Below are 22,727 nucleotides of genomic sequence, written 5' to 3'. Positions count from 1 at the left end.
ACCAGCCGGGGGAACGGGGACGACGTGGCACTGCGGGACAACGACCCACGCGAGATCGGTGGTCACGTCCTCCTGGACCGGCTCGGCTCGGGCGGCATGGGCACCGTCTTCCTGGCCCGGTCCGAGTCGGGGCGGCCGGTGGCGCTGAAGATCGTGCACGAGCAGTTCGCCGCGGACGCGGAGTTCCGCACGCGCTTCCGCCAGGAGGTACGGGCGGCCCGCCGGGTCAGCGGCGCCTTCACCGCGCCCGTCGTCGACGCGGACCCGGATGCCGCGCGGCCGTGGATGGCGACGGCGTACGTCCCCGGGCGCACCCTCCGGGACCGGGTCGAGTCGGAAGGCCCGCTGTCCGGAACGGAGTTGCGGGTCCTCGCGGTGGGGCTCGTCGAGGCACTCCGCGAACTGCACCAGGTGCGGGTGATCCACCGCGACCTGAAGCCCGACAACGTCCTGCTCACGGAGGACGGCCCCCGGGTCATCGACTTCGGCATCTCCCGCGCGCCCGACCACCAGACGCTGACCGTCACCGGCCGGATCCTCGGCACGCCCCCGTACATGTCCCCGGAGCAGCTCTCGACCCCGCACCGGGTCACCCCGGCGTCGGACGTCTTCTCGCTCGGCGCGGTCCTCGTCTACGCGACGACGGGCCGAGGGCCGTTCGACGCGGGCAGCCCGTACATGACGGCGTACAACGTGGTCCACGAACCCCCGGAGATCGCGGAACTCTCCGGGACGGTACGGGAGATCGTCCAGTGGTGCCTGACGAAGGAGCCGGGGGAACGGCCGGGGCCGGAGGATCTGCTGGGGGCGTTCCGGGCGGCGCCGGAGGCGGAGTGGGGGGCGCGGCCTGAGCTGCGCGTCGCCGAGAAGCCGCCCGCGCCCACGGAGACCTCACGTCCCCACCGACACCCACGCCGACGGCCCCTGCTGGTGGCTCTCGCGACGGCGGTGGCGCTGGTGGCGGGGACGGGGGCGTACGCGGTGTGGCCGGACGGGACGACGCCGGACGCGGTCGGAGGGACGCGCGGCTCACAGTCCCCGACCAGCACCGGGGCGGGACCGACGGTTCCGCCCCGCCTGCCCTCGATCGCGGACCTCACTGCTTCCACCGCCTACCTCCCCGTGGAAGGCGGCGCCCCTGCCGCCCCGTTCTCGTACGCCGACACGCCGCAACGACGCCCGGAAGGATGGCGCGCGTGGAGCGCCGGCTCGGACCTCGGCCCTTGCGTGTTCGTCGATGCCTCACTCGTATGCACCTCACGTACGAGCGGGAACACGCCGACGCGCCTCGTCCGCCTCGACGCGGCGACGGGCAAGGAGCTGTGGTCCGTACGGGTCGTACTGAATCGCGGAGAATTCCCGGCCGTGGTGGACGGCATGGTGGTCGTGCCGACGCCACAGGCCCTGAAGGGCTTCCGGCTCGCCGACGGCGGTGCCCGCTGGACCCTCCCCACGCGGGAGAAGCCCCTCCAGCTGACCGCTGACGCCGCTCGCGCCTACGCGTCCCTGGTCGACGGCACCCTGCTCGCCGTGAATCCACGAGACGGGCGGCAGGCGTGGCGGCGTCCCGTCTCCCACTCCCTCTACGGCGGAAGCCACATCCGGGTCGCCGACGGCGCGGTGGTCACGTTGTCCGCCGAGAACGCCACAGCTGCCGACGCGCTCGTCACCGACCGCGTCAACGTGTTCGCCGCCGCTGACGGCGCGCCCCTGCGCACGACGCGGCTCAGCAGGCCCTGCGATCCTCTCCGTCTGTCCGTGGTCCGGCTCCAGCGCGACTTCGGAAGCTACGTGTGCCACATTTCCTCCCCGCAGGAGGACGAGCCCGGATACCTCGTCCAGTCCATCGACCCCCAGTTCGGACCCACGGCCGTCCTGACCGACACCACACTGCGGTCGCCGACGGTGTCCGACCGCCATATGTACGCGCTCGTGGTCACACAACGTCCCAGCGCCTCGTTCTCCGAGGTCGACGTGACGAAACAGGGTGGACCGGTCTGGCAGGTCCCCCTGGGCATCACCTGCGGCCAGGAAGACCCCCCGCCGATCGTGACCGGCCAGCGGGCGTACGTCCTCTGCGGTGCCCGGGGGGTCGTCGTCGACCTGACCCGGCACGCGGTGGTGAGCCGGTTCGCCCTGCCATCGGATTCGGAGCGCGCCGGCGGCGACGCGTGGAACTTCCTGGTGGCCGGCGCCCTGGTGTTCGCCCAGACGGACCGTGGCTGGTGTTCCCTCGACCCCTACGCCGTCGGCGCCTGACCCGCCTCCCCCCTACCCCTTCACCTTCCTCCGCGCCCGCAGCCACTCCCGGTTCATCGCCGCGATCGACGGGAGCGGGATGCCCTTCGGGCAGGCCGTGGCGCATTCGCCCGTCAGGGTGCAGCCGCCGAAGCCCTCCGCGTCCATCTGGGCCACCATGTCGAGGACGCGGGTCTCGCGTTCCGGGGAGCCCTGGGGCAGGACGTTCAGGTGGTTGATCTTGGCGGAGGTGAAGAGCATCGCCGAGCCGTTCGGGCAGGCCGCCACGCACGCGCCACAGCCGATGCACTCCGCGTGCTCGAAGGCGGAGTCCGCGTCGGCCTTCGGGACCGGCGTGGCGTGGGCCTCGGGGGCCGAGCCCGTCGTGGCCGTGATGTAGCCGCCGGCCTGGATGACGCGGTCGAAGGCGGAGCGGTCGACGACGAGGTCCTTGACCACGGGGAAGGCGGAAGCCCGCCAGGGTTCGACGTCGATGGTGTCGCCGTCGCGGAAGGAGCGCATGTGGAGCTGGCAGGTCGTGGTGCGTTCCGGCCCGTGCGCGTCGCCGTTGATGACGAGGCTGCACGCGCCGCAGATGCCCTCGCGGCAGTCGTGGTCGAAGGCCACGGGGTCCTCGCCGCGCAGGATGAGGTCCTCGTTGAGGGTGTCGAGCATTTCGAGGAAGGACATGTCGGGCGAGATGCCGTCGACCGCGTAGGTGGCCATGGCGCCCTCGGTGCCGCCGTTCTTCTGGCGCCAGACGCGCAGGTTGAGCCTCATGCGTAGCTCCGCTGGGTGGGGTGGACGTACTCGAAGGTGAGGTCCTCCTTGTGGAGGATGGGGGCGGCACCGTCGGAGGTGAACTCCCAGGCCGCGGCGTACGCGAACTCCTCGTCGTGGCGCGCGGCTTCGCCGTCCGGGGTCTGGGACTCCTCGCGGAAGTGGCCGCCGCAGGACTCGGCGCGGTGGAGCGCGTCGAGGCACATGAGCTCGGCGAGTTCCAGGTAGTCGACGATCCGGTTGGCCTTCTCCAGGGACTGGTTGAACTCCTGGCCGGTGCCGGGGACCTTGATGCGGCGCCAGAACTCCTCGCGGATCTCGGGGATGCGGCGCAGGGCCTTGGTGAGGCCCTCCTCGGTGCGGGCCATGCCGCAGTACTCCCACATGAGTTCGCCGAGTTCGCGGTGGAAGGAGTCGGGGGTGCGGTCGCCGTCGACGGAGAGGAGGAGGTGGAGGCGGTCCTCGGTCTCGGCGAGGACGTCCCGCACGGCGGGGTGGTCGTCGGTGACGGGCTCGCCGTGCGGGTGGCGGGCCAGGTAGTCGTTGATGGTGGCCGGCAGCACGAAGTAGCCGTCGGCGAGGCCCTGCATGAGGGCGGAGGCGCCGAGCCGGTTGGCCCCGTGGTCGGAGAAGTTGGCCTCGCCGATGGCGAAGAGGCCGGGGATCGTGGTCTGGAGGTCGTAGTCGACCCAGAGTCCGCCCATCGTGTAGTGGACGGCGGGGTAGATCCGCATGGGGACCTCGTACGGGTTCTCGGCGGTGATCCGCTCGTACATGTCGAAGAGGTTGCCGTACTTCTCCTCGACGGCCTTGCGGCCCATCCGCCGGATCGCGTCGGCGAAGTCCAGGTAGACGCCCTGGCCGCCGGGGCCGACACCCCGCCCCTCGTCGCAGACGTTCTTCGCGGCGCGGGAGGCGATGTCGCGGGGGACGAGGTTGCCGAAGGAGGGGTAGATGCGCTCCAGGTAGTAGTCGCGCTCGTCCTCGGGGATGTCGGCGGCGGGACGGGTGTCGCCCTGCGCCTTGGGCACCCAGATGCGGCCGTCGTTGCGCAGCGACTCGCTCATCAGGGTCAGCTTGGACTGGTGGTCGCCGGTGCGCGGGATGCAGGTGGGGTGGATCTGGGTGAAGCAGGGGTTGGCGAAGTACGCCCCACGCCGGTGTGCGCGCCAGACGGCGGTGGCGTTGGAGTTCATGGCGTTCGTCGACAGGTAGAAGACGTTGCCGTAGCCGCCGCTGGCGAGGACGACGGCGTCGGCGTAGTGGGTGGAGATCTCGCCCGTGATCAGGTCGCGGGCGACGATGCCGCGGGCCCGTCCGTCGACGACGATCAGGTCGAGCATCTCCGTACGGGCGTGCATCTCGACGTTGCCGGCGGCGATCTGCCGGGACAGCGCCTGGTAGGCGCCGAGGAGGAGCTGCTGGCCGGTCTGGCCGCGGGCGTAGAAGGTGCGTGAGACCTGGACGCCGCCGAAGGAGCGGGTGTCGAGGAGGCCGCCGTACTCGCGGGCGAAGGGGACGCCCTGGGCGACGCACTGGTCGATGATCTCGACGGAGATCTGGGCGAGGCGGTGGACGTTGGACTCACGGGCCCTGAAGTCGCCGCCCTTGACGGTGTCGTAGAAGAGGCGGTGGATGGAGTCGCCGTCGTTGCGGTAGTTCTTGGCGGCGTTGATGCCGCCCTGGGCGGCGATGGAGTGGGCGCGGCGCGGGGAGTCCTGGAAGCAGAACTGGACGACCTGGTAGCCCTGTTCGGCGAGGGTGGCGCCGGCGGAGCCGCCGGCGAGGCCGGTGCCGACGACGATGATCCGGTGCTTGCGGCGGTTGGCGGGGTTGACCAGCTTGGCCTGGAAGCGGCGGGTGTCCCAGCGTTCGGCGATGGGCCCGGCGGGCGCCTTGCCGTCGGCGACGGGCTCGCCGGTGGTGTATTCGAGGTAGCTCATGGTCAGCTCACCACTCCGGTCATGACGGCGACGGGGACGGAGACGAAGCCCGCGGTCAGGACGAGCGCGAGGGCGTTCGCGAGCACCTTGAGGAGGCGCTCGCGGCGGGCGTTGCCGACGCCCAGGGTCTGGGCGGCGCTCCAGAAGCCGTGGCGGACGTGGAGCCCGAGGGCGAGCATCGCGACGATGTAGACGACGTCGCCGTACCAGGTGGAGAAGGTGTCGACGACGTTCTGGTAGGGCCTGCCCTCCTCGAAGCCGCCGGGGTGGACGGTGCCGGTGGTCAGGTCGAGGAGGTGCCAGACGATGAAGAGGCCGAGGATGATCCCGCCCCAGCGCATGGTGCGGGTGGCGTACGAGGCGCGCTTGCGGCGGTGGACGTACGCGGTGGAGCGGGCCTTCAGGTCGCGCCGGCTGAGCTGGTACGCGGAGACGGCGTGGGCGACGACGGCGGCGAGGAGGACGATCCGGACGATCCAGAGGGCCCAGTGGTGGTGCAGGACCGGGGCGCCCATGACGCGCAGCCAGTGGCCGTAGGCGTTGAACTCCTCGGGACCGAAGAAGACCTTCAGGTTGCCGGCGACATGGGCGACGAGATAGCCGAGCATGATCAGCCCGCTGACGGCCATGACCGTCTTCTTGCCGATCGTCGACGACCAGAAGCCACGGGACGGTGTCGGTGTGGGGGACGGCGGGCGGGAGGCCGTCCGCTCCCTCGTGGGTGCCAGAGCCATGTTCTCGACGCTAGGGCCGAAGGGCCCGAGAGGTCCAAGACATGGTCCGGCTGATCTCAATAGGCTGCACCTATCCACATCCCCTACGCTGGGAGCATGCAGTTCCAGCAGCTCCTCTACTTCGTCGCCGTGGCCGAGACCCGGCACTTCACCCGGGCCGCCGAGCGGGTCCACGTCTCGCAGCCCTCGCTCTCCCAGCAGATCAAGGCGCTGGAGCAGGAATTGGGTGCGGAGCTGTTCAGCCGCGCCCGGGGGAACATCACCCTCACCGACGCGGGCGACGCCCTGCTGCCGCTCGCACGCCGGATCCTCGCCGACACGGAGACGGCCCGCCTGGAGGTGCAGGAGCTCGCCCAGCTCAAGCGGGGCCGGGTGCGGCTCGGCGCGACGCCGAGCCTGTGCACGGGGCTCCTCCCCGATGTACTGCGGGCCTTCCACGACCTGCATCCGGGGATCGAGCTCCTCATCGAGGAGGGCGGCTCGCACGATCTCGTACGGGAGCTGGCGCGCGGCGCGCTCGACCTGGCGCTGGTGGTGCTCCCCCTCCCCTCCCCCTCTCCCGCCCTGACGACGGTCGAGCTGCTCCGGGAGGACCTGGTGGTCGTCTCCGCCGCCTCGGAGCCGGCGCCGCGGCGGCCCGTGCGGATCGCGGACCTGCGGGATCAGCCCCTGGTCATGTTCCGGCACGGCTACGACCTGCGGGAACTGACCGTGGCGGCCTGCCGGGCGGAGGGCTTCGAGCCCACGTTCACCGTCGAGGGCGGGGAGCTGGACGCGGTCCTCGGTTTCGTACGGGCGGGTCTCGGGCTCGCGGTCGTACCGGCGATGGTGGCGGCGCGGGCGGGGCGGGACCTGCGGGTGACGGCGCTCGCCCGTCCGGGCCTGCGGCGCACGATCGCGCTGGCGCACCGCAGCGACGTGGCCCCGCCGAGAGCGGCCCGCGAACTCCAGAACCTGCTCCTGCGCAGGACCTGAACGCCCCGTTGCGGGCCCGCGCCCGCCGTTGTGGGCAATCGTTCCGCTGGGCGGAACGGGTGGGCACAACGGACCCGCGCCCTGCCGGCGCCAGAGGCCCCCGAGCCTGAACCCGCACCACGAGTGACGGCACCCTGGGGGGGCGGGTCAAGGCGCGGAACGCGAAGGCGCCGCTGAGGGCGCCGTCCCGTGTGCCCACCCTCCCCCAAGCTCTCGGCTTCGCTCGAGCAGGGGGGACCCCCTCGCCCTGCGGGACGATTGCCCACACGGGCGGGGTGCGGGCCCCTGCCGTCAGACCGCGTCCGCCAGCAACAACGAATGGATCCGGTCCGGCGCCCCCGGGCGGGCGTAGTACCAGCCCTGGGCCGTGTCGCAGCCGAGGTCGCGGAGTTGGCGGGCCTGGGCGCCCGTCTCCACGCCCTCGACCGTGACCGCGAGCTCCAGGCTGTGCGCCAGCGAGACGATCCCCTCGACGATCTTGAGGTCGACCGGGTCCACGGGGTGCTGCTGCATGCCCCGGGTGAAGGACCGGTCGAGCTTCAGGACGCTCACCGGCAGCCGCCGCAGGTTCGCCAGGTTCGAGTAGCCCGTGCCGAAGTCGTCGAGGGCGATGTCGACGCCCATCTCGGCGAGCTGCCGCAGCGGCTTCAGGAGGTCCTCGTCGGCGCCGATGAGGGCCGACTCCGTCACCTCCAGGCACAGTGCGCCCGGCTCCAGGCCGGAGCGCTCCAGGACGTCGACCGTGTCGGCGACCAGGCGCGGGTGGTGGAGCTGCGTCGGGGAGAGGTTGACGTTGATCCGCAGCGGGCCGCCGTCGGAGTGCCGGGTCTGCCAGAACCGGGCCTGGCGCACGGCCTCCTGGAGGACCCAGCGGCCGAGCGGCACGATGAGGCCGGTGTCCTCGGCGAGCGGGATGAAGCGGTCGGGGCCGAGGACGCCGTGCTGCGGGTGGCACCAGCGGACGAGGGCCTCCGCGCCGTGCACGCTGCCGTCGTCGAGGTGGACCAGCGGCTGGTACTCGATGAAGAACTCGCCGCGCTCCAGCGCGGTCGGCAGGGCCGTGGTGAGCCCGTGCCGGGTGATGGCGCGGGCGTCGGCCTCCGGGTCGGCGAGCTCGAAGCGGTTGCCGCCCGCCGACTTGGCCCGGTACATGGTGATGTCGGCGCTGCGGAGCACCTCCGCCGGGGTGCGTTCCCCCGCCGGGCCCTCGACGACGCCGAGGCTGCCGCGCACGGTGAGTTCGCGGCCGTCGATGCGCAGGGGGGTGGCGAGGGCGGCGAGGATGCGGTCGGCGAGGTCGGTGACCTCCCGCTGGCCGCCGGCGCCGGTGGTGAGGGCGACGAACTCGTCGCCGCCGAGCCGGGCGACCATCTCGCCGGCCCCGGTGACGCAGGTCTGCAGCCGGTCGGCGACCTCGACGAGCAGCCGGTCGCCGGTGGAGTGGCCGAGGCTGTCGTTGATGACCTTGAAGCCGTCGAGGTCGAGGTAGCAGAGGCCGAAGCGGGCGTTGTCGCCGGGGGCGAGCGCCTTCTCCAGGCGTTCGAAGAACAGGGTCCGGTTGGGCAGTCCGGTGAGCGCGTCGTGGGTGGCCTCGTACCGCAGGCGCAGGTGGAGCAGGCGCCGTTCGGTGGTGTCCTCCATGAGGGCCAGCTGGTACTGGGGGTTGCCGTCGGCGTCGCGGAGGAGCGAGACGGTGAGGTTGGTCCACAGAACCGTTCCGTCACCGCGGTAGTACGGCTTCTCGACGCGGTAGTGCTCGCGCTCGCCGCGGACCAGCTCCTCGTACAGCTTCCAGACGTGCGGCCCGTCCTCCGGGTGCACCCACTCGCTGACGTTGCGGCTGCGGAGCGGGCCCTCCATCCCGCCGAACATGCGGGTGAGGGTCTCGTTGACCTCCAGGACGTTGCCGTCGAGGTCGGCGATGCCGATGCCGATCGCCGCCCCGTCGAAGACCGCGCGGAAGCGGCTCTCGGTGGCGTGCAGGGCGATCTCGGCGGCGCTGCGGGCGGCGAGCGCGGAGCGGGCGATGGCCTCCTGCTCCGTGAGGGTCCGCTCGCGCAGGGCCTGCGCGTAGCCGGTGGCCATGGCGTGCTGGAGCCGGGCGCAGCGGGCACGCAGTTCCTCGGCGGCGAGGTCCGACTCCGCACCGCAGTAGAGCACCAGGTACGAGTCGACGACGCCGAGGCTCCGGCCGAGTGCGTCCGGGTCGGTGCAGTGGGCGGCGACGAGGGCCGCGCCGGTGCGCTGGGCCGGTGCCGTGTCGAAGGGCCGGGCGTGCAGGGCGTCGCACAGGGTGCGGGCCAGCGGCAGCAGATGCCCTTCGAACTCGGTGCGGGTCAGCGAGGTGGCGGTGACGGGGAAGATCGCCCGGCTCCAGATGGTGACGAACCGCCTGAGTCTGTCCTCCGGGCCGTCGGCTTCGGCGACGGCGCCGGACGGCTGCGACGGGACCTTCACGCCTTGCGCCCCACCCCTGCGAACCCGGAGAAGGCGTACGGATCCTCCTCCTCGGCCGGATTGTCCGGCCGCCAGAGCGGCATGGGGACGAGTCCGGGCTCGACCAGTTCGGTGCCCTCGAAGAAGCGGGTGATCTCGGCGCTCGACCGCATCACCAGCGGGTTGCGGATGTTGCGGTAGACGCCGACGGTGCCGCCGGCCTGCTCCTCGGAAAGCGGGATGCCCTCGTAGGAGGCGTGGGTGAGGACGACGAGGCTGCCGGGCGCGAGGGCGTCGATCAGCTCGGCGACGGCCTCGTACGGCCGGTCCTGGTCCTCCAGGAAGTGCAGGACGGCGACGAGCAGCAGGGCCACCGGCCGGTCCAGGTCGAGGAGCCGGGTCACCTCGGGGCTGTGGAGGATGTCGGCCGGCTTGCGCAGGTCGGCGGAGACGACGGCCGCACTGTCGTCGCCCTCGAGGACGGCGCGGCTGTGGGCCACGGCGACGGGGTCGTGGTCGACGTAGACGACCCGGGCGGCGGGGTCGGCGGCGCGGGCGACCTCGTGCACGTTGCCGAAGGTGGGTATGCCGGAGCCGATGTCGAGGAACTGGATGACGTCGTTGTCGACGGCGTGGCGGACGGCGCGCCGCATGAAGGCGCGGTTCGCCTGCATGACCTTGGGCAGGCCAGGCATGAACTCCATGGCCTTGCGCGCCGCTTCCCGGTCCACTTCGAAATTGTGCGAGCCGCCCAGATAGAAGTCGTACATACGGGACACGCTCGGCACCGAAATGTCGATACCGGGCGGAGCCCAGGCGGGACGCTCCATCAATGTCTCCAACAAGTCGCCATGGGGGATGCGGCCATGTGTTCGCGGCCGGTGTTCGAGGTGAGGCTACTGATCACCCGCCGAGAGAGCGAGTAGAAACGGAAATTAGCGGTCCGTTCTTGGTCACACGCCTTTGGCACGTGCTCCTGGAACGCAGAGTTCACGCCTTCAGGCTGTGCAAATTCACGTGCATATGATCGTGCGTCGGCTTCCGGGGGCGGTGCCGGTCGCGCCCGACGGGGCCCCAGGTCCCGTCCGCACCTCGGCTGTTGCCGCGTCCGGGCCCGGTCGCCGGTGCAGGATGCCCTGCCGGCCGCCCCCTCCGACAGGGCGACAACCGGACAGTTCTTCCGCGGAAGGCCTGAACGAGCCCTGTCGGCCACCCGTCCGAAATCAACACGCCCGGCAATACCGGGCATTGCGCCGAATCCACCTCCGACACCCCGGCGAAACGTCAAACCCGCACATCCGGAGATCCCCTCCATCTGGCGAATCCGGGCCGTTTCCGCCCCGGCGCGCCGTCTCCGTGATCAAGCTCGACGGCGTGTCTCTGTACGGATCACTCCTCGCGCGGCTGCTGGCGGCCCTCGGACTGGTGTGGCTGATCGCCACACCGGTGCCCGTCGCCGCCGACGCCTGCGCCTACGCCTCGACCGACTCGGGCGGTTCCCTGATCGTGGTGGCCGTCGCCGGCGGCGGCCACCACGACGACGACGGGAACGGCGACGCCCAGGGGAACGGTGGCGGGAAGGGCCACGGGAAGGGCAAGGGTCACGAGCACCACGGCAACGGCAAGGGCAAGGGCCACGACCATCACGACCACCCGAAGCCCTGCCACCCCGAGCCGCCCCCGCCGTGCCCGTCGCCCACCCCGACACCGACGCCTCCGCCGTCACCGACGCCGAAGCCCGAGCCCCCGTCTCCGTCCCCGAAGCCGACTCCCAGACCCACTCCCGAGCCCACCCCGACGCCGAAGCCGACACCGAAGCCGGAGTCGCCCCCGCCGCCCGAGCCGGCTCCGCCGCGCCCCGCGCCGCCGTCCCCCGCGCCTCCGACCACGAGGCCGCCCGAGCCCGCGGCCGCGCCGCCTGCGCCGTCGCCGACCCCGCCGCCCACCGTGCGGCCCCGGCCGCCGTCCCCCGTCCCCGTGGCGCTGCCCCACTACCGCCCCGCGACGCACACCAAGCAGAAGGGGGGCACCTCCGTCGTCACGGCGACGCTGATGATCACCGCCCCCGCCGTGCTCGCGACGGCCATCCTGCGCCCCCGGTCCAGATGACCCGCCGTCCCCTTCCCCTGTCGACCCTCTGAATCCCGCCGGAGGAATCCATGTCCGAATGGCTTGTTCTCTCCATCGCGATGGCCGCCGCCTGCGCCGTCGTGCTCACCATCGTCGTCATCAACAACCGCCGGCTCCCCGAGGACGACGACCCCAGCGAGACCCCGGACGTCATCGAGTACATGACGATGATGATCGGCGTGATCTACGCGATCGTCCTCGGTCTGGCCATCGCCGGCGTCTGGGAGGCCCGGGGGGCCGCCCAGGAGACCGTGCGGCAGGAGGCCCAGGCCATGCACGAGATCTCGGCGCGCGCCGAGGTGTACCCGCCGGCGGTCCGCGACAGGATCCGTGCGGACGTCGACGCGTACGTGTCGTACGTGGTCCACGACGAGTGGACGCACATGTCCGAGACGGGCGAGCTCAGCGACGAGGGCACCGCCCTCCTGGAGAAGGTGCGGCGCAGCGTCACCGACTACCAGCCCGCCAACGACTTCGAGGGGCAGGCGTACCAGCCGCTGGTGGACCAGGTGGGCGTCGCCGACGACGCCCGGGGCGCACGCGGGCAGAGCGCCGGGGAGACGATGCCGGGCGTCGTCTGGTTCGGTCTGATCATCGGGGCGCTCGTGACGGTCGGCCTGATCTTCACGCTGCAGATCCGCAGGACCGGCCGGGAGCTGCTGCTCGCCGGGCTCTTCAGCGTCCTGATCGCTTTCCTGCTGTTCCTCATCTGGGACTTCGACGCGCCCTTCGGCCGGGGTATCTCGGCCACCGCCGCACCGTTCCTCGATCTGTTCCCGCAGATCACCCAGTGAGCCGACACGCGGGAATGGGCCGCCCGGGGGACATCGGTGCCCCATTCGCACGTCTGGGATCGCGGCTGTGGTAATGCGCTTCTAGCGTTTCGGGCATCGAGGGGCACGGTCCTTTCGCGGGAACCCCCTTCCGCGGCTGCCCCTCGGGACCCGGAGGATTCACCATGCGCGCGATACGTGCCGCGTCCACTGCCCTGTTGGGGGCGGCCGCCCTCGCCCTGGCCGCCCCCGCCGCCCTCGCGGCGGACGGTGCTCCCGCGACCGGTTCGCGGGCGGCCAGGGCCAAGGCACCGGGCGATTTCGTCGTGTCGCCCTCGGTCGTCGCCCCCGGGGGCCGGCTGACGCTGAGCGCACCGGGATGCGCCAGTACGGCGACGGCCTCGGCCGGCATCTTCGACACCGTGACCATCGCGCCGGGTGCGTCGGTGACCGCCACCGTGGACGCGGACGCCAAGCGCGGCGCCGTGTACACGGTGCTGTTCAACTGCACGGGCGGCGTGCAGGACACCGTCGCCCTGTCGATCAGCGGCACGTCGACCGCCACTCCCACCATCAGCGCCACGGTCCTCACTCCCCCGCGCGCCACGGTCCTCGCTTCCCCGCGCGGGGTGCAGGGCGGTCTCGGCGGCTCGATGGGCCCCAGCACCACCGAAATGGCGGCCGGCGGGGCGCTGGTCCTGGCCGCGGCCTCGGGCATCGCCATCGTGGTCCGCCGCCGCTCCCGCGCCGGCCGGCGTCACTGAGCGGGCGGACCGGGCGATGCCGGCAGCCCGGACCGGAGCGGTGCACGGCGTCCCCGGACGCCCCTCGCCCCCGGGTCCCTGCCGGGACTCGGGGGCGGCGGGCACAGCGGGCCGACCGGGAGGTTCGGCCGGTCAGACCCCTGCGCCGGTCACGCGCCGACGGCGGACGATGAAGAGCCCGCCTCCGAGGGCCGCCGCGGCGACGAGGCTGCCGCCGACGGCCATCTCCGTGGAGCTGGGAGCCATCGAGCCGCCGAGCCCGCCGGCCGCGCCCTGGCCGGCGATGACCCGGAACGGCTGGGTGAGCGTACGGCCGTTGCACTGGACGGCCAGGTTGTACTGACCGGGCGTGGCGTTGTCGAAGATGCGGGCGGTCGCGGTGGACACCCCGTTGACGGCGGGGCCGAGCGTGACCGTCGCGAAGGCGTTGGACGTGACCGTGCCGCCGGCGCAGCCCCGGACGGTGATCGTGAGGATCCCGCCCTGGTGGACCGCGAAGGGGGACACGGTGACGCCGTTGGAGCCGTCACCGCCCCGCTCGGGCTGGAACTGGTTGATGGTGACGTTGCTCGGCCCGTTGGTGGCGGTGGCGAGGGGGGCCGCGAGCCCGACCGCCGCGAGCGCGGTGGCGGCCACCGCCAGAGTGCGTGCAGCACGCATGGTTGAACCTCCAGTGGAAGACGCCCCAAAGCGGTGCTCCGGGAGATTCGACGAGTACGCCTTCCATGACGAACCATCACAAGACGGTGCGAGCCGTGCATGTCGGCACTGGGCCACCCCGGTGAGGCGACACGCCGGGGACGGAGCCGCCTGAGCCGAAGGAATCGCAGGTCAAGGCCGTCCGGGGCGCTTATCTGACGATTACTCGGATGGGTCAGCCCGGCTGTCACCCGCCTGCCCTGCGCGCCCGCTTCCGCCGGGCGGCCGCCGCGCGCCCGCGCCGGGGCCGCCCGGACACCCGTCCGGCGGCGGCCCCCACCCGTTCGCCCCGTCCGGCGCGACGGCCCGTACGACCGCCCTTACCGTTCTGACGACGCCGAGAAGGGAGAACCATGCCCCCGAAGGACTTCCGCGTCTTCGAGCGCAGGAGACGCCAACCCTGGGGCGTCCTGGCCCTCGCCATGCTGTCCGGCCTCGCGATGATGCGCAACGGGGTGGACGTCAACCTCGGACCGCCGCAACCCGCCGCGGCGGCCCGCCCGGTGGCCCGCCCGGTCGCCCCGCCGCCGGCCGCGAGCAACGGCCTGGAGCCGCTGCCCTACGCCCCGGCGTCACGGGTCAAGATCCCGGCGATCCAGGTGGCGGCCCCCATCATGGACGTGGGCCTGGACGAGAACGGCTGGGTGGCGGCCCCGCCCCCGGAGGACCCCAACCTCGCCGGCTGGTACCAGAACGGCATCGCCCCCGGCATGCGCGGCACGTCCGTCCTCGTCGGCCACGTCGACAACACCAAGGGCCCCGCGGTCTTCTACGGCCTGGGCTCCCTCCAGAAGGGCCAGCACATCGAGGTCGAGCGGTACGACGGCCGGGTCGCGGTCTTCGAGATCTACGGCGTCGAGGTGTACGCCAAGGACAACTTCCCCGGCGTGCAGGTCTACGCCGACAACGGCGAGCCGGAGCTGCGGGTGATCACCTGCGGCGGCGGCTACACGCGGGCGCGCGGCTACGACGGGAACGTCGTCGTCTACGCGCGCATGGTCGGCTCGCGCTGACGTTCCGTCACGATCGAAGGGCCCCGGCACACGAGGTGCCGGGGCCCTTCGATCGTGACGGGTGGTCAGCGCCGGGGGACGGTGATGTGGTAGCCGGCGTCGAGGAGTTCGGGCAGATAGCGGCGGAGCGCGGCGACGCTCTGGGAGCGGTTGCCGCCGGCGTCGTGGGAGAGGACGACGACGCCGGGCGCGGCGCCGTCGAGGACGCGGCGGACGATGGTGCCGGTGCCGGGTTCCGTCCAGTCCAGGGTGTCGACGGTCCAGGCGAGCGGCTCCATGCCGAGTTCGGCGCCGATCTCGAACGACAGCCGGTTCCAGGCGCCGTAGGGCGCGCGGTACCAGAGCGGGGCCGTACCGAGGGCCTTCTCGATGACCTCGCTGGTGGATCCGAGCTCCTGGCGGATCCGGGAGGGCCGCAGCTTGGGGATGAGCGGGTGGGACCAGGAGTGGTTGCCGACGATGTGGCCGTCGTCCTGCATCTCCCGCAACAGGTCCTGGTTGTCCACGGCCATCTCGCCGCAGACGAAGAACATCGCCCGGCAGTCGTAGTGGCGCAGGGTCTCCAGGATGCCGGGGGTGTACCGGGGGTCGGGCCCGTCGTCGAAGGTCAGCACCATCGAGCGGCCGACCCCGGACATGCTGAGGAAGGGCCGGCGGCGCACCGGCGGCAGCGCGCGCTCGAAGGCCGGGGGCGCGTACTCGGTCATGGGCTGGAGCCGGTACGCGGAGGGGCTCAGGCGGGCGGCGTGCGCCTGCGGCCCGGCGGCCGGGCCCGCGCGTCCCGCGCCGGACGGGCCCCGGGGCGCGGCGGCGTCGCCGGTGGCCGTGTCGGGCGTGGCGAGCCGGTCCGCCGCGAGGACTCCGACGGTGGCGGTGGCCCCGAGGGCGGCGGCGAGCCGCAGCACGGCGCGACGCCCGCTGAACATCTGATCCTTTTTCATGACCAATGGTTCCTACGGGCGAGGGCCCGGGCAGCTCAGCGACACCGGCCGCCCGTCCGAAAACACCCGATGAGCCGATAGCCTCGGAGGGTGAGCGAACAACAGCCCGACCGGTTCGAACGCGGCACCGACGGCCCGAAAGTGATCATGGCGGGGATCGACGGCTCGGCCTCCTCCCTGCGCGCCGCGGCGTACGCCGCCGGGCTCGCCCGGCGGCAGAACGCCCTGCTCGCGCTCGTGTACGTGCAGCCGGTGATCCCGGCGGGCGTCGCACTGGGCGCGCCCGTGACGGGGACGACCGAGGAGATCGCCGAGGAGCTCGTCGCGGAGATCCGGTCGTCGGCGGAGCGGGTCAAGGACCTGTGGCGGATGCGGTGGGAGTTCCACACCTACCGGGGCGACGCCTACGCGGGCCTGGTCCAGGCGGCCGAGGAGCTGACGGCGGACGCCGTGGTGGTGGGCGCCTCGGAATCGGCGGGCCACCGCTTCGTCGGCTCGGTCGCCGTCCGCCTGGTGAAGGCGGGCCGCTGGCCGGTCACGGTCGTCCCGTGACCTGACCGCCCCTCTCACCTCCCCGTCACCAGGCCGTCCTCGGCGTCCTCCCTCACCTCCCCGTCACCAGGCCGTCCCTGGCGGCTCCCCGGCCGAGGACCACCTGCCGGATCGTGTCGCGGATCTCCTCCTGGTGCGCGTCCCCGCCCTCCGCCGCACCGAGGTTCACCACGCGGCCGCTCGCGGTGTCGAACCACTGCGGGAGGAACTCCGCCTTGGTGACCTCCCAGCGCCCGCCAGGGCTCCTGGGTGGGACGAAGGTGAAGCGGCCGATGCTGCTCTGGTTGCCGCGCGGGTCGTAGGCGCCCTCGTGGTTGATCATGTCCCCGGCGATCTGGTCGCCCATCCCGTAGACGATCCAGGTCCCGTTGACCTTCTCGTAGGGCTGGGGGACGTGCGCGTGCGTACCGATGATCAGATCGATGTCCGGGCGACCGCCGCTCTGCGAGGCCGTCAGCGCACGGCCCAGGGAGAGCTGCCGCCGGTCGGGTTCGGTCTGCCACTCGGTGCCCCAGTGGACGCTGACCACCACCACGTCGGCCCCGGCCGCGCGGGCGGCGCGCGCGTCGGCGACCACCTGCTTCTCGTCGAGCAGCTTCACGGCCCAGGGCTGCCCTTCGGGCAGGGGATAGCCGTTGGTGTCGTAGGTGTAGGCCAGCTGGGCGACCGTGGCGCCGCCCGCCTTGAGCAGGGTGGGCCGGGCCGCCTCCTCGGCCGTACGGGCGGAGCCCGCGTGCCGGACGCCGGCCCGGTCGAGCGCGTCGAGGGTGCGGCGCAAGCCGGCCGCGCCGTCGTCGAGGGTGTGGTTGGAGGCGGTGGAGCAGGAGTCGTAGCCGGTGGCCTTGAGCGCGGCGGCGATCTCGGGGGGCGACTTGAAGGCGGGGTAGCCGGTGTAGGGACCGCCCTCCTCCCCGTACACGGTCTCCATGTGGCAGATGGCCAGGTCGGCGCCGGAGACGACGGGCTTCACGCCGGAGAGCATGGGCCCGAAGTCGTAGCCGCCGCCGTCCGCGTCCTCGGCGGCGCGCCGGATGATCGAGTCGTGCGGGAGGACGTCGCCGGAGGCGACGAGGGTGAAGCCGGCGGGTGCGGAGGCCCCGCCGGGGGCGGTGGACGGCGCGCCGGGGCTCGCGAGCCCGGTCCGCCCGGTCGCCGCCCCCGGGGTGGGACCGTCGGCGGCCGGGCCGCTCCCGCCGGTGCAGCCGGTCGCCGCCCCGAGCAGGAGCGCGGCGAGCGCCGCCCCCGCGGATCTGGTGCGTGAGGTCATGTACGGCACTCCGCCCGAATCATGTGATGAACATCTGTTCTGATGAATTGACCTCCTGGGAAAGCCGCAGTCAAGGGTCAAGGCCGCACCGGGCGATGAACCCCGCCGAAACGGACGCACCGACTCCATCCGACCGTTCGCCGTACCACTCGCCGCTCGGTGCGACCGTTCGTCGCAGACCGGTGTCCGTTCCCTGTCCCTCGCCGTCCGGATGCGCTCGTATACGCCCCGGACGACGAGGCACGGGAGAGGCGGGCGGAACATGACGACGGCGACGGCGAGAGCGAAGACCGACGAGCGGACCCTGGAGGAGCTGCAGCGGGACCACGGTCCCGCCCTGCTCACCTTCCTGCTCGGGCTGACCTACGGGGACCGTCAGCGGGCCGAGGACCTCGCCCAGGAGACCCTGGTACGGGCCTGGCTCCACCCCGAGGCCTTCGACGGCCCCTACGCCTCGATGCGCCCCTGGCTCTTCACCGTGGCCCGCCGCCTCGCCATCGACGCCCGCCGCTCACGCCTCGCCCGGCCCGCCGAGATCGGCGACGGCGTCCTCGCGGCGACACCCGATCCCGCCGACGCCACCGCCTCGGCCGAGGCCGCGCTCGACGTACGGGCGGCCGTGCGGGAGCTGAGCCCCGAGCACCGCGCGGTGCTCGTCCGGCTCTACTTCCACGGCCTCACCGTCAACGAGGCCGCCGTCGAGCTCGGCATCCCCGCCGGGACCGTCAAGTCCCGCTCGCACTACGCCCTACGACAGCTCGGCCGCTCCCTGCCGGGCTACCGACCGCGCCGCGTGGCGGCGGCGGCCTGAGCCCGCGCGGGGGCCGTGGCCTGAGCCCTGCGCCTCTGATCCCACGCCGGGGGGGCCGTCGTCCGAGCCCGCGCCATGATCCCGCGCCGCGGGGGCCGTTGCCCGGGCGCGGGCCGAAACCTCACAATGACGCCGTGACGCTGACACTCGCCGCCGCCGAAAAGGTCCTCGCCGACAACTTCGCCCCCTGGGTGCTCGATCTGGGACTCACCGTCGAATCGGTCGCATCCGCCGACGGGCACGAGGCCGTGCTCCGGCTGCCCTGGTCGGGCCGGCTCGCCCGGGAGGGCGGCGGCCTCTCCGGCCAGGCCCTGATGGCCGCCGCCGACACCGCGACGGTGATCGCGGTCGCCGCGGCCCGGGGCGGCTTCGTACCGATGACCACCGTCCAGCAGTCGATCAGCTTCCAGCGCGCGGTGATCGGCGCGGACGTCCTCGTACGGGCCCGGCTCACCAAGGCGGGCAAGCGGATGGCCTTCGCCGACATCACCATGACCGCCGAGGGCACGGAGGAGACCGCCGCCCACGCCACCGCCGTCTACGCGCTCCTGGGCTGAGCCGCCCCGCCCCTCCCGCCACCCGCGCCCGCCGAGTATCAGGAATCCCACCCGCACCGATCCGGCCGGGAAACGTATCCGAAACCACACGGGCGAGTTGAGCAAAGCGGGACCCGCGGGCGCCCTTCACGGAGGAGGCTCTCCCCCGGGCCCCTGACGTCCGGGGCCCTCACGTCCGGGAGAAGGTGGGAGCGTTGCTGCCCGAGAGCACGAACGGCGCCGGCGGCACGAGTGGCGGCGGCCTCGCCGTCCCGATGGCCTGGCTGTGCGCCGAGTACCTGGCCGACGAGGTGCTGCGGGCCGCCGCGCTCGTGGCGCCCGGCTCACTGGAGTACCGGGCCGGCCTGCAGGCCCTGGCCCTCACGGTCCATCTCGCCGAGGAACCGGGCGGGCCGGCCGGTGCGTGGGCCCCCTGCCGGGTCGACGAGTGGCTGCGGCACACCGCGTACGACCGCCCCTGGCCGCCCTGGGTCGAGGAGCGGCTCGCCGCGCGGCAGGCGGCCGGCGGCGGCCCCGACCTGGCGCTCGCCCGGACCGCCTGGAGCCGGCTGCGGGACACCTGGATCCGCGCCGCCGACCTCGACGGCAGGACCGACCCGGAGGGCCCGGTGGACGAGGCCGAGCAGATCTGGCTCCCCGCCTGGAAGCTGGGCCTCCCGCTCGCGCACCTCTCCCTGCACCTGCGCTGAAGGCCGCTACGGGGCCGAAGGATGCACCCCCGGACGGTACTTGGGGACGCGTACCGTCACCTTCATCCCCGCGTCGACCCCGGTCTCGATGACGAGCCCGTGCTCCGCCCCGTACACCTGGCGCAGCCGCTCGTCCACATTGGACAGGCCGATGCCGGAGCCCGCCGGGTGCTCCCCGCGCAGGACGGCGCGCAGCAGCTCCGGGTCCATGCCGATGCCGTCGTCCTCGACCGTCACCACCGCCTCCGCGCCCGCGTCCCGGGCGGCGATCGTGACCCGGCAGCCCCGCTCGCGGTCCTGGAGGCCGTGTTTGACGGCGTTCTCGACGAGCGGCTGGAGGCAGAGGAACGGCAGGGTCACCGGCAGCACCTCCGGGGCGATCTGCAGGGTCACCTTCAGCCGGTCGCCGAAGCGGGCCCCGGCCAGGGCCAAGTACTGCTCGATGGAGCGCAGTTCGTCCGCGAGCTGGGCGAACTCGCCGTGCTTGCGGAACGAGTACCGGGTGAAGTCGGCGAACTCCAGGAGGAGTTCCCTGGCCCGCTCGGGGTCGGTGCGGACGAACGACGCTATGGCCGCGAGGGAGTTGAAGATGAAGTGCGGGGAGATCTGGGCGCGCAGGGCGCGGATCTCGGCCTCCACGATCCTGGTCCGCGAGCGGTCGAGTTCGGCCAGCTCCAGCTGGACGGAGACCCAGCGGGCCACCTCTGTCGCGGCCCGCACGAGGACGGCCGACTCCCGGGAGCCGTAGGCGACGAGCGCGCCGAGGACCCCGTCCTCCCCGGTGAGCGGGGCGGTCACCGCCCAGCGCAGCGGGCACGCCGGGTCGTCGCAGCCACTGTGGGCGGAGCGGCTGCGGCCGGTCGCCAGGGTCTCGGCGGCCTGCTCGGGAACGTGCGCCCTGTGGTGCTCCTCGCCGGGCCCGTCCCAGGCGAGGACCGCGCCCCGGTCGGTGAGGCAGAGCGCCTCGGTGCCGAGCAGCGAGCGGAGCGTGCGGGCCGCCTTGCGCGCGGTCTCCTCGGTGAGTCCGGCGCGCAGCGGGGGCGCGGCGAGCGAGGCGGTGTGCAGGGTGTGGAAGGTGGCCCGTTCGACGGGGGTGCCGAGGTCGGGATCGGCGGCGCGGCCGCCGCGCCGGGCGGCGAACCGGCCCAGGACGAAGCCGGCGGCGAGCAGCACGGCCCCGGCGGCGGCCGCGGCCGCGAGGGCGATGCCGCTCATCGGCGCACCTTGCCGTCGGATCCGTTCATCGGCGTACCTCCTGGACGGGGACCGTGCCGGTGATCTCCTCCGGGAGGTGGAGCCGGGCGAGGATGGCGGGGGTGCCGGGCGGGATCCGGCGGGGGGTCGCCAGTGAGACGAGCACCATCGTCAGGAAGCCCAGGGGGACGGACCAGACGGCCGGCCAGGCCATCAGGGTGTGCGGCCAGCCCTCGGGGGCGAGTCCGGCCCGGGTCGCCATGACGGCCGCGAGGGCGGAGCCGCCGCCGAGCAGGAGGCCGGCCATGGCGCCGGGCGGGGTGAGCCGCCGCCACCAGATCCCGAGGACGAGCAGCGGGCAGAAGGAGGAGGCGGAGACCGCGAAGGCGAGACCGACGGCGTCGGCGACGGGGACCTTGGAGGCGACCACCCCGACGGCGAGCGGGACGGCGGTGGCGAGCAGGGTCGCGAGGCGGAAGTGCCGTACGCCGCGCGAGGGCAGCACGTCCTGGGTGAGGACCCCGGCGACCGACATGGTGAGCCCGGAGGCGGTGGAGAGGAAGGCGGCGAAGGCGCCGGCCGCGAGGAGCGCCCCGAGGAGGTCGCCGAGGAGTCCGCCGAGGATCCGGTCGGGCAGGACGAGGACGGCGGCGTCCGCGGAGCCGGTGAGGGCGAGTTCGGGGGCGTAGATCCGGCCGAGCGCTCCGTACAGACCGGGCAGCAGGTAGAAGGTGCCGACGAGGCCGAGCACGACGAGGGTGGTGCGGCGGGCGGCGCGGCCGTGCGGGCTGGTGTAGAAGCGGACGGCGACGTGCGGCAGGCCCATGGTGCCGAGGAAGGTCGCGAGGATCAGTCCGTACGTGGCGTACAGCTGGTGTCCGTCGCGGCCCCCGGCGAGCGGCTGGGACCAGCCGAGGGGGTCGGAGCCGGTGGCGGCCCGGTCGGGCAGGGGCGCACCCGGGGCGAAGGCGAGCGAGGTGCCGCCGAGGACGTGGTGGGTGCCGGGGGCGAGGGTGACGGTGCGGTCGGTGTACGCGACGGAGTCGACGCTGCCGGTGACGGTGACCGTGAGCGGGGCGTCGAGCCCGATCCGTACCGTGTCGGCGAGCTTCACGACGGTGTGGCCGCGCAGCACGGCCGGTGCGTCGAAGCGGGCCCGGGGCGCCCCGTCCCCGTACCAGGCGGCGAGCAGGAAGAGGGCGGGGACGAGCAGGGCGGTGAGCTTGAGCCAGTACTGGAAGGCCTGGACGAAGGTGATGCTGCGCATCCCGCCCGCGGCGACGGTGCCGGTGACGACGAGGGCGACGAGCAGTCCGCCGACCCAGTCGGGGGCGCCGGTGAGGATCTCCAGGGTGAGGCCGGCGCCCTGGAGCTGCGGCAGCAGGTAGAGCCAGCCGATGCCGACGACGAACAGGCTGGCGAGCCGCCGGGCCTGCGGGGATTCGAGGCGGGCCTCGGCGAAGTCGGAGAGGGTGTACGCCCCGGAGCGGCGCAGCGGGGCGGCGACGAGGACGAGCAGGACGAGGTACCCGGCGGTGTAGCCGACCGGGTACCAGAGCATGGCGGGGCCCTGGACGAGGACGAGTCCGGCGATGCCGAGGAAGGAGGCGGCGGACAGGTACTCGCCGCTGATGGCGGCGGCGTTGAGGCCGGGCCGGACGGTCCGCGAGGCGACGTAGAAGTCGGAGGTGGTGCGGGAGATGCGCAGGCCGAGGGCGCCGATGAGGACGGTGGCGAGGACGACGGCGGTGACGGCGGCGACGGCGTAGGTCTGGTTCATGCGGGGCGGCTCACCGTGCTCATCGCTCCACGAGGCCGGTGAAGTCGCGTTCGTTGCGCTCGGCGCGGCGGACGTACCAGTGGGCGATCGCCCAGACGACCGGGTACACGCCGAAGCCGAGAGCGGCCCAGACGAACGCCTCGGGGGCGGGCAGCGCGAGCAGCAGCGGCAGCGAGCCGACGAGCAGGGCGAGGGCCCCGAGGGCGGTGAGGCCGGCGCGGAGCTGGCTGCGCATCAGGGAGCGGACGTAGGTGTGGCCGAGGGTGGTCTGCTCGTCGATCTCGGAGCGGGCCGGGGGGTGCGCGGGGCGTCTCCCGGCGGGTCCGGGTACGGCTCCCGGGCCGTGGGCGGAGGCGTACGTGACGGTCTCGCGCCGGGGTCTGCGCGGGGGGTGCTGCTCGGACATGCGCGTCCGCGACCGCCTCTCTCGACGACTTCCGGCCGTGCGCAC

The 22,727-nt window shown here is 73.1% G+C and carries 21 protein-coding genes; 10 read left to right on the top strand and 11 right to left on the bottom strand.

Features of this window, described 5'->3' with window-relative positions; genetic code table 11:
* Positions 1 to 24 precede the first annotated feature (24 nt).
* Positions 25 to 2,259 (top strand): protein kinase, encoded by a 2,235-nt coding sequence (locus ACFYX3_RS31930; protein ID WP_389020783.1) that lies wholly within the window; start codon positions 25 to 27, stop codon positions 2,257 to 2,259.
* Positions 2,260 to 2,271: 12 nt separating this feature from the next.
* Here ACFYX3_RS31930 and ACFYX3_RS31925 read toward each other — a convergent pair whose 3' ends face one another.
* From ACFYX3_RS31925 to ACFYX3_RS31915, 3 genes are read right to left on the bottom strand one after another with little or no spacing between them, the layout of a single operon-like run.
* On the bottom strand, positions 2,272 to 3,018 hold the full coding sequence (locus tag ACFYX3_RS31925) for a succinate dehydrogenase/fumarate reductase iron-sulfur subunit (RefSeq protein ID WP_376593103.1): 747 nt from the start codon (positions 3,016 to 3,018) through the stop codon (positions 2,272 to 2,274).
* On the bottom strand, positions 3,015 to 4,961 hold the full coding sequence (locus ACFYX3_RS31920; protein WP_389020779.1) for a fumarate reductase/succinate dehydrogenase flavoprotein subunit: 1,947 nt from the start codon (positions 4,959 to 4,961) through the stop codon (positions 3,015 to 3,017). The genes ACFYX3_RS31925 and ACFYX3_RS31920 overlap by 4 nt, the downstream gene beginning before the upstream one ends.
* A gap of 2 nt (positions 4,962 to 4,963) precedes the next feature.
* Positions 4,964 to 5,695, bottom strand: a complete 732-nt coding sequence (locus tag ACFYX3_RS31915) for a succinate dehydrogenase (protein ID WP_389020776.1) — start codon at positions 5,693 to 5,695, stop codon at positions 4,964 to 4,966.
* Between the two features lie 96 nt (positions 5,696 to 5,791).
* On the opposite strand from ACFYX3_RS31915, the gene ACFYX3_RS31910 reads away from it, so the two are divergent.
* Positions 5,792 to 6,670 (top strand): LysR family transcriptional regulator, encoded by an 879-nt coding sequence (locus tag ACFYX3_RS31910; protein ID WP_116157626.1) that lies wholly within the window; start codon positions 5,792 to 5,794, stop codon positions 6,668 to 6,670.
* Positions 6,671 to 6,961: 291 nt separating this feature from the next.
* Here ACFYX3_RS31910 and ACFYX3_RS31905 read toward each other — a convergent pair whose 3' ends face one another.
* Both ACFYX3_RS31905 and ACFYX3_RS31900 read right to left on the bottom strand, forming a co-directional pair.
* On the bottom strand, positions 6,962 to 9,127 hold the full coding sequence (locus ACFYX3_RS31905) for a putative bifunctional diguanylate cyclase/phosphodiesterase (RefSeq protein ID WP_376593109.1): 2,166 nt from the start codon (positions 9,125 to 9,127) through the stop codon (positions 6,962 to 6,964).
* Positions 9,124 to 9,936, bottom strand: a complete 813-nt coding sequence (locus tag ACFYX3_RS31900; protein ID WP_376593111.1) for an SAM-dependent methyltransferase — start codon at positions 9,934 to 9,936, stop codon at positions 9,124 to 9,126. The genes ACFYX3_RS31905 and ACFYX3_RS31900 overlap by 4 nt, the downstream gene beginning before the upstream one ends.
* Before the next feature lie 544 nt (positions 9,937 to 10,480).
* Here ACFYX3_RS31900 and ACFYX3_RS31895 point away from each other — a divergent pair.
* The 3 genes from ACFYX3_RS31895 (at position 10,481) to ACFYX3_RS31885 (ending at position 12,773) form a co-directional block, all read left to right on the top strand.
* Entirely contained in the window at positions 10,481 to 11,215 is a 735-nt protein-coding gene (locus ACFYX3_RS31895) for a hypothetical protein (RefSeq protein ID WP_389020771.1), read from the top strand.
* A gap of 50 nt (positions 11,216 to 11,265) precedes the next feature.
* Complete coding sequence (locus ACFYX3_RS31890) at positions 11,266 to 12,030, top strand: DUF4239 domain-containing protein (RefSeq protein WP_116157630.1); 765 nt, start codon at positions 11,266 to 11,268, stop codon at positions 12,028 to 12,030.
* A 164-nt stretch (positions 12,031 to 12,194) separates the two neighbouring features.
* On the top strand, positions 12,195 to 12,773 hold the full coding sequence (locus tag ACFYX3_RS31885; protein WP_389020767.1) for a hypothetical protein: 579 nt from the start codon (positions 12,195 to 12,197) through the stop codon (positions 12,771 to 12,773).
* 132 nt (positions 12,774 to 12,905) lie between these two features.
* On the opposite strand, the gene ACFYX3_RS31880 is transcribed toward ACFYX3_RS31885, so the two are convergent.
* Positions 12,906 to 13,433 (bottom strand): hypothetical protein, encoded by a 528-nt coding sequence (locus ACFYX3_RS31880; protein WP_352027204.1) that lies wholly within the window; start codon positions 13,431 to 13,433, stop codon positions 12,906 to 12,908.
* Between the two features lie 392 nt (positions 13,434 to 13,825).
* Between ACFYX3_RS31880 and ACFYX3_RS31875 the strand changes: the two genes are divergently transcribed.
* The gene (locus tag ACFYX3_RS31875) at positions 13,826 to 14,485 is read left to right on the top strand and encodes a class F sortase (protein WP_116157633.1); all 660 of its coding nucleotides are present in this window, start codon (positions 13,826 to 13,828) and stop codon (positions 14,483 to 14,485) included.
* 65 nt (positions 14,486 to 14,550) lie between these two features.
* On the opposite strand, the gene ACFYX3_RS31870 is transcribed toward ACFYX3_RS31875, so the two are convergent.
* A complete protein-coding gene (locus ACFYX3_RS31870; RefSeq protein WP_389020762.1) occupies positions 14,551 to 15,426 on the bottom strand; it encodes a polysaccharide deacetylase family protein in 876 nt (291 codons plus the stop codon).
* A 90-nt stretch (positions 15,427 to 15,516) separates the two neighbouring features.
* Here ACFYX3_RS31870 and ACFYX3_RS31865 point away from each other — a divergent pair, with 90 nt between their 5' ends.
* Positions 15,517 to 15,978 (top strand): universal stress protein, encoded by a 462-nt coding sequence (locus ACFYX3_RS31865; protein WP_376593123.1) that lies wholly within the window; start codon positions 15,517 to 15,519, stop codon positions 15,976 to 15,978.
* A 52-nt stretch (positions 15,979 to 16,030) separates the two neighbouring features.
* Here ACFYX3_RS31865 and ACFYX3_RS31860 read toward each other — a convergent pair whose 3' ends face one another.
* Positions 16,031 to 17,245, bottom strand: a complete 1,215-nt coding sequence (locus tag ACFYX3_RS31860; RefSeq protein ID WP_389020757.1) for a CapA family protein — start codon at positions 17,243 to 17,245, stop codon at positions 16,031 to 16,033.
* Positions 17,246 to 17,507: 262 nt separating this feature from the next.
* Between ACFYX3_RS31860 and ACFYX3_RS31855 the strand changes: the two genes are divergently transcribed.
* From ACFYX3_RS31855 to ACFYX3_RS31845, 3 genes are all read left to right on the top strand, one after another.
* On the top strand, positions 17,508 to 18,056 hold the full coding sequence (locus ACFYX3_RS31855; RefSeq protein WP_359512058.1) for a sigma-70 family RNA polymerase sigma factor: 549 nt from the start codon (positions 17,508 to 17,510) through the stop codon (positions 18,054 to 18,056).
* Positions 18,057 to 18,190: 134 nt separating this feature from the next.
* The gene (locus ACFYX3_RS31850; RefSeq protein ID WP_389020752.1) at positions 18,191 to 18,613 is read left to right on the top strand and encodes a PaaI family thioesterase; all 423 of its coding nucleotides are present in this window, start codon (positions 18,191 to 18,193) and stop codon (positions 18,611 to 18,613) included.
* A 194-nt stretch (positions 18,614 to 18,807) separates the two neighbouring features.
* The gene (locus ACFYX3_RS31845) at positions 18,808 to 19,302 is read left to right on the top strand and encodes a hypothetical protein (RefSeq protein WP_389020750.1); all 495 of its coding nucleotides are present in this window, start codon (positions 18,808 to 18,810) and stop codon (positions 19,300 to 19,302) included.
* A gap of 6 nt (positions 19,303 to 19,308) precedes the next feature.
* On the opposite strand, the gene ACFYX3_RS31840 is transcribed toward ACFYX3_RS31845, so the two are convergent.
* The 3 genes from ACFYX3_RS31840 to ACFYX3_RS31830 are packed head-to-tail and all read right to left on the bottom strand — an operon-like array spanning position 19,309 to position 22,682.
* Entirely contained in the window at positions 19,309 to 20,517 is a 1,209-nt protein-coding gene (locus tag ACFYX3_RS31840) for a histidine kinase (protein ID WP_382660650.1), read from the bottom strand.
* A gap of 25 nt (positions 20,518 to 20,542) precedes the next feature.
* On the bottom strand, positions 20,543 to 22,276 hold the full coding sequence (locus ACFYX3_RS31835) for a cation acetate symporter (RefSeq protein ID WP_389020747.1): 1,734 nt from the start codon (positions 22,274 to 22,276) through the stop codon (positions 20,543 to 20,545).
* A 19-nt stretch (positions 22,277 to 22,295) separates the two neighbouring features.
* Complete coding sequence (locus tag ACFYX3_RS31830; protein ID WP_181924429.1) at positions 22,296 to 22,682, bottom strand: hypothetical protein; 387 nt, start codon at positions 22,680 to 22,682, stop codon at positions 22,296 to 22,298.
* Between the last annotated feature and the right edge of the window lie 45 nt (positions 22,683 to 22,727).

It is taken from the genome of Streptomyces sp. NPDC002463 (assembly GCF_042889835.1).
Classification (GTDB): domain Bacteria; phylum Actinomycetota; class Actinomycetes; order Streptomycetales; family Streptomycetaceae; genus Streptomyces; species Streptomyces nymphaeiformis.
Note: the sequence above shows the minus strand (reverse complement) of the source record. Positions and strands in the feature narration are given on the sequence as shown.